This window comes from Mesorhizobium sp. WSM4850, assembly GCF_055811735.1.
Genome location: NZ_JBVVPV010000104.1, coordinates 1 through 5,406, shown reverse-complemented (window position 1 = coordinate 5,406; position 5,406 = coordinate 1). Strand labels below are relative to the sequence as shown.

Annotated in this window: 4 protein-coding genes and 3 pseudogenes; all 7 read right to left on the bottom strand. The window is 60.7% G+C overall.

Annotation, left to right across the window (positions count from 1 at the left end; translation table 11 throughout):
• On the bottom strand, nucleotides 1-196 hold a 196-nt coding region (locus AC0L2Z_RS34825; protein WP_473630566.1), incomplete at its 3' end, for a hypothetical protein.
• Nucleotides 197-753: 557 nt separating this feature from the next.
• Complete coding sequence (locus AC0L2Z_RS34820) at nucleotides 754-1,155, bottom strand: hypothetical protein (RefSeq protein WP_473630567.1); 402 nt, start codon at nucleotides 1,153-1,155, stop codon at nucleotides 754-756.
• A pseudogene (locus AC0L2Z_RS34815) lies at nucleotides 1,136-1,666 on the bottom strand (M20/M25/M40 family metallo-hydrolase); the annotation flags it as partial. The gene AC0L2Z_RS34820 and the pseudogene AC0L2Z_RS34815, both read right to left, overlap by 20 nt.
• A 232-nt stretch (nucleotides 1,667-1,898) precedes the next feature.
• Nucleotides 1,899-2,339, bottom strand: a pseudogene (locus AC0L2Z_RS34810) (transposase); the annotation flags it as partial.
• Nucleotides 2,340-2,662: 323 nt separating this feature from the next.
• The gene (locus AC0L2Z_RS34805; RefSeq protein ID WP_473630565.1) at nucleotides 2,663-3,817 is read right to left on the bottom strand and encodes an IS110 family RNA-guided transposase; all 1,155 of its coding nucleotides are present in this window, start codon (nucleotides 3,815-3,817) and stop codon (nucleotides 2,663-2,665) included.
• A gap of 82 nt (nucleotides 3,818-3,899) precedes the next feature.
• Nucleotides 3,900-4,798 (bottom strand): annotated as a pseudogene (locus tag AC0L2Z_RS34800) (transposase); the annotation flags it as partial.
• Nucleotides 4,799-5,046: 248 nt separating this feature from the next.
• Nucleotides 5,047-5,334: a hypothetical protein gene (locus AC0L2Z_RS34795; protein ID WP_473630564.1), complete on the bottom strand. Its 288-nt coding sequence runs from the start codon at nucleotides 5,332-5,334 to the stop codon at nucleotides 5,047-5,049.
• Nucleotides 5,335-5,406: the final 72 nt, after the last annotated feature.

Sequence of the window (5,406 nt, the reverse complement as noted above, 5' to 3'; positions counted from 1 at the left end):
GGCTGCGCACGGCCAGCTGCCGCTGCTCACGCGTCAGCCCGAAATCCGGAAAGTCCTTTGGAAGCTGTGTCATGATGATGCTAGAACTCAACGTTGTATCAGTCATCCGTTTTAATCGGAGCGCGATTGCCCCAGGGAGTTCAAGGCCGCAGCCATCGGAGCGGATCTCCCATTCCCGGGAGTCGACGGTGTGCACATGGCTGTCCTCCCAAAATGATTGCGAACGCCTCCGGCTGCGTGGGAGTCGCCCGCGCCGCCTACGAAGCTCAACACGCTTGAACTGGCGGACAAATGGTGGGTTGCGCGATCGGCAGATGCCAGTCCGATTCAAGCCTGCAATTAGCTTAGCTAGTCAAGGCCGAAGAACTTGAATAGATGGCCCGCGTTATGTTTGTCGGCGCTTCATTATGATCACCGGAGCTAAGTATGCGCTGCTGGGACTGTCGCGCGTCCGTTTTGAGGTGATTCCAAAATGGCGCTTAAAGGCAGATCGCCCAGTCCCGTTCAGCACTGATGGGACCCAATTGGGCTTAACTGAGAGCGGAGGATTTCTGGCTCATCGTAGTCCTCGAGACTTCGAAACTTCGAAAGGAATGAAGATGAGGCAAAATACGACAGGGAAAGCAAAAAAGCACCCGCGGAGAAGGTCATCAAGGACATCCACGGGGTGACCGCAAGCAGTATTCGGTCGAGGAGAAGATCCGCACGTGCTGGAAGATTTGCGTGGCGAGGTTTCGATCGCCGCTCTGAAATTCACTCGGCGCGACCGCGCTTCGGCCGGCTCCAAGGAGATGACATTTGCCGGCGGATAGCCAGTCCCGCGTTCGCGCGTTCCATCGCAAACCAACCAAGCCGTTCACGAATACGGCTGGCTAGGCCTGCGATCAAATACGGCATTCCATCGTCGACCGGTTTCCTGAACGAGCCCGTATCCGCCAGGCCCGTGCGCACGAGCCGAACTTCTGGGTCGTTGATGGCGCGAGGCGAGCTAACGTTTCCGGAGTGATCATATTGCCGAAGCGATAGCCCGGTCACGAAATCGCGCAGCCACTCGCAGGCTGCGTTTATCGAGATGATGTGCAAGCACATGCACGGTACGCCTGCTTTTTCAAGCGCGCCGCGTACACGCAAAGCTCGCAGCTCCGGCAGGGCCACTGCAAATGCCGAATTTGCCGACCTCCACTCCCGGTTTGTTGTGCATGCCAACAACAAGGGAAGTGCCGAAACGGTCCATGATCCCCTCCTGGACCATCCTTTGGCCGCCCTGTCCCTCTTCTTCCGCGGGCTAAAAGATTAAGGCAACGGACCCCTTGAACTTGCGCGTAGACGCCAGGTATTTCGCAGCGCCCAGCAACATTGCCGTGTGGCCGTCGTGGCCGCATCCATGCATTTTGCCCGGTATTTTCGACGAACAGGGCTTGTTTGACGCCTCATCGATCGGCAGGGACATCCATGTCCGCCCTCAGCCCGATCGTCGGCCCGTCTCCGCCTTCGCCCCGGATCAATGCCACGATACCGGTTTCAGCATCCCCCGTTTCACGCCGGTTTCTCGACCACGAACTTGCTGTGTGTGTAGCTGATAGCCGAGCTCAGGATTCTGGTGCAGGTAGCGATGCCACTCGTTGGCCTCGGTCTGGAGATGTCGGAAATCATCAACGCTGTGCATCTGTTGTTCCCAACTGCAGATAATATGGCGACTTCGCGCCTTAGCCAGTGCCCGTCCATAAAGTGGTTGTTTTTCTCGTGGTTACCGCAGCTTACGGCTCAACGGGCGGGCTTTGAAGTCGTTGTGATCGGGGTGGTGGGTGCAAATCTCGCCGGAACGGTCTGCTGGCGGAGACGCGAGCAGGGGCCAGTTGCCGGCGCACCTCGTTGCCGCTCTCAGGAGCGCGGATGTGTCAGGTCGGCCTGAGTCGAGCGAAGAGTGCGAGGTTATTTGCGAGCACCGAGGACCAGACATAGGTCTTGAAGTGGTCAAGCCCGCGCCAAGTGCAGCGCCCCAAGCCATAAGCGCGTTTCAGGCAAGAGATTCCGGCCTCGATGCCGGCGCGGAAGTTGCGCAGCTTGCGATAGACCCAGCGGCTTCCGACCATGTCTTCGATGCTGAGGCCGCTCTTCTTGTGGAAGGCCATGTCGCGTACTCCCCAGGCTTTGGCTCCGCTCAGATTGGCGCGGCTTGCATAGCCGCCGTCGGCCACCGCATGGCGCGGCGCCTCGCCATAGAAGGCGATATGGCGCTCCAGCATTGGCAGCAAGCGCACGCTGTCGGCCGAGTTGCCGGCTTCGATGACGAGGTCGAGGATCAGTCCGCTTCTGCCGGTGGCCAGATTGAGTTTATATGAGGAAGGTCAAGACGGAACGGGTGTGTCAGGGCAACATTTCTTTACCTTCTCGATGTGTTGCGGAATCCATGGTCTGAGCCCGATGGCATGACGCGGCCCGTTTATCCGAGCCCAATCCAACTTATATACGGTCGCTGCTCGAAACAGCGGCACCAACATCCCGCTTGCGGCGGGTACGGGCTCAGGAGGACGGGACCATTCTTGTGGCGGGGCATTTCAGGCCATCCCAATCTTCGGTTCGTCCACCTGGATCCGCCAGGACTGATCAGGCCCTGGAAGAAGTGCTTAGTTCACATTCCATGGGTGAGCGGCAATCGGCATCAGGCGCTCTTCATGACGCCCCCCTCGATGACGACGCCGGCGTTGACGTATTTCCACAGCGCCACGAGTAGCTTGCGGGCGAGCGCCACAATCGTCGCCTTCTTCAGGCGCCCGCCGTTCTGCTCCTTGAACCACAAGGAGAGCGCCGATTGCGATTGATGGCGCAGCCATAGCCACGCGAGCTGGATCAGCGTAGTTCGCAGCCTTGGATTGCCGGATTTCGAAACGCCCTGGTCGTGTGAGACGGAGCCGCTTTGCCAGGGGGTCGCCGCCAGGCCGGCGTAGGCGGCCAACTGTCGTCGGTTGTCGTAGTGCCGCGACAGGCCCTCCGTCCACAGCACGGCGGCAAACTCCTGCCCGATGCCCTTCAGGTCGAGCAGCATGGCCGGCGATGGCGAGGCACTCTGCTCGGTCGCAAGCATGGCGTCGCGCTCGGCCTCGACCGCCTTGATCTGTTCCATCAGCAGCTCCAGCCGTTCGAGTTCGCGATCAATCTGCTGCTTCAGATGGTCCGGCAGCGGACGCCCGTCGCCGGTCTTCAGCGCCTCAAGGCACCTGCGCCGATCGCGCCGCAAGGGCTCGTAGCCGGAGACACCCTGGGCAAACAGCAGGCCTTTGATGCGGTTGACATGGCGGGTCCGCTCGTTCGTCAAGGCCCTGCGCTCACGCGAGAGGCGGCGGCGGTCCTCTTCCTCGGGGGTGGGCACCCGCAGCATGGCGCAGACGCGCGGCTCGCCCCTCTTATAGGCGAGCAGCGCGCGCACCAGCGCCTCGCCGTCGATCTTATCGGTCTTTGCCCGACGCCGCCGGCGTGAGGTGGCAATTGAGGCCGGATCGACGACGTGGCTTTCGATTCCTTCGGCCTGCAGCACCCTGTGAATCCAAAAGCCGTCGAGCCCGGCCTCTTGGACGACGATGATCGGAAAGCATTTCCCGGTCCGCGCCTCGGCCTTCCGGTTGAGCTCGGCAAACCGCGCCAGCATGCCGGCCACGTCGCCGGCCGCCACTGCGTGTTTCGACATCTTCTCGCCAGCGCCCGGCGACAGCGAGGTGATCAGCCATTTCGAACGGCTGAGTTCCAACGAGACGAAAATTGCGCCAAGATCAGTGCGGATGGCGGTTAACGCATCGGGTCGGTGTGCTGCAACGGGCATGCTCGGCCTCCAAGGTAGGGTGTCTAGGGTTTAGCAACCTCACCTTTGCCACAGCGCAGGTCGCTATCCACCCTCCTCATAGGATCTTGTGGCCATAGTCGACGTCGCGGCTGCCTTTGACGATGATGTCGCGCATGGGACTCGAAGAGGCTCACCAGCTTCTCGCCGGCCGGGACCGGCCATAACCCGCCGTTCGGTCTGGGCGATGATCTGCTCGATCAGCGGCCGGTAGTGGCGGACCTCGGCCTGCCAGAGTTCAACGGCCGGGACCGCCGCCAGGGTCAGCCGCTCAGCCGACTGCTGGAGATAGCCCAAGGTCTTGCACGTGATTTTGAGTAGCTCGCGGTAGAGCTGAACCCGTTTGGGACGGCCGCGGGTATATTCGATCGCCCGAGCCCGCTTCTTCGCCGCGCGGCAGTGATCGTGCCATAGGACGGCGCTGCCCAATGCGTCCGCGTGCTGCAACAGCCGCACCATCACCCGCACAGCGTCCCATAACAGGCTGCTGTCGCTCGGCTCGTGGAGGATGGGTGCGGCGGTGACGGTGCTGTCCACACGCACGACCTTGCCGCTTTCCAGCTTCTCCCGCCTGGCGCTCGCCAACAACACCCGGTTGATCCCCTCCCAGGTTTGCGCCCGGATCGCGCTGATCGTCTTGTGAAGCACCAACCTCTTCGGGGTCCAGGACCACGGCAGCCGGCCAAAGGCCCGGAACGAGGCGGAGTCTTCCAGATGGAAGGCCAGTTCCAGATAACTCAACCGGCGATATTGCTTGAGAAGGGCGCAGCGCAGCACCGCCTCCGTCGGCAGGCCTTGCCGGCCGGTCTCCTTGACACCGTGCCGACGCAGGTCCCCAGCCACTAACTCGAGCAGGTCACGATGTTCGTCCAGCCACTGCGACATGGCTTTCAGCTAGCGGCCGATCTCGTGCTCGGCGAAAAGATCAAATATATTGGATTGGACGGTGCGTTCTTGGCGCATTGTCGCTCCGGCGGTTGCAGGTTTCCTTTGGTATCAGTGGCTTGATCTCAAAGTCTACCCGAAACCGCCGGGCCTTGCCCGCCGAAAATCAATATTCATGAATAATTTCAGCGCTTGCTGTTTGTGGAAGGGCACTAGCTAGATGCACAAACCGTGCGGATCAATTTCTTATGATCGAAACCGGACTTGGGCCGGCAGGATCTCAGGGCTGCCGGCTGGCGCCGGCAGCCCTGCTGCCTGGGAGGAGGCTACTTCTGAATCCAGGTATTCCAGCGGTCGGTCAGCATTTGCTGGTTGGCGTTGACCCACTTGGGGTCCGGAACCACCATTTCGGAACTGATCTGCTCGTCAGACGGCATGTTGGCGCGCGCCTCCGCGCTCATGTACTTGGCCGCATCCTTGCTCGGCGGCACGCAGGACATCTCCTCACAAATCTTCCCCTGGATTTCGGGCGAATCCAGGTAGAATTTAAACAGTTCAAGCGCTTCCGCCTTGTGGGGCGCGCCCTTCACAACGGCGAAGCGATCGCCAAACATAATCGCGCCGTTATAGGATGAAGCGATAGGTTGCCCTTCTTTTTTTTAGCGCTGTGGTGCGGGTCATATACA

What these genes read in the sequence shown, in the direction of transcription:
- AC0L2Z_RS34795 (WP_473630564.1), bottom strand. Translation starts at nt 5,334, where the DNA reads ATGTTTGGCGATCGCTTCGCCGTTGTGAAGGGCGCGCCCCACAAGGCG.
- AC0L2Z_RS34805 (WP_473630565.1), bottom strand. Translation starts at nt 3,817, where the DNA reads ATGCCCGTTGCAGCACACCGACCCGATGCGTTAACCGCCATCCGCACT.